Here is a 327-nt window from a genome sequence, read left to right as displayed (position 1 = left end):
ACCCGAATTGCTAGTTGATTATTTAGCCATGACTTGATACCCGATAGAATATCTTAAAGTCTCTGGTTCCAGTGATTTAGCTGATTTTAACAGTAAAGAATACGCTAAAAGTATCATCTCTAATTTCAATTGAAAACCTTGAGGCGAACGACTTTTACAACGCTCAGCTCCTAGATTTGTCAAAAAAGAGAAAACTCGCTCAATCACTTTTCTACGTTTTGAAAAATTAGGGAAAAGGATTTTCTTTTGCTTCATGTTCTTCCTGACAGGTGTCATTAGATCAATTCCTTTTAATTCCAGCCTATCATGCAGTGACTGACCTAGATA

General features: G+C 35.8%; 1 protein-coding gene. It reads right to left on the bottom strand.

Features of this window, described 5'->3' with window-relative positions; genetic code table 11:
• Positions 1-18 precede the first annotated feature (18 nt).
• Positions 19-327 (bottom strand): transposase (locus tag FE392_RS20630; RefSeq protein ID WP_021215230.1); only part of this gene is annotated, 309 nt, incomplete at its 5' end.

Source organism: Xenorhabdus santafensis (assembly GCF_033949405.1).
In the GTDB taxonomy this organism is placed as follows: Bacteria; Pseudomonadota; Gammaproteobacteria; order Enterobacterales; family Enterobacteriaceae; genus Xenorhabdus; species Xenorhabdus santafensis.
The sequence above is the reverse complement of the archived record's forward strand: the minus strand, read 5'-3'. Positions and strand labels throughout refer to the sequence as shown.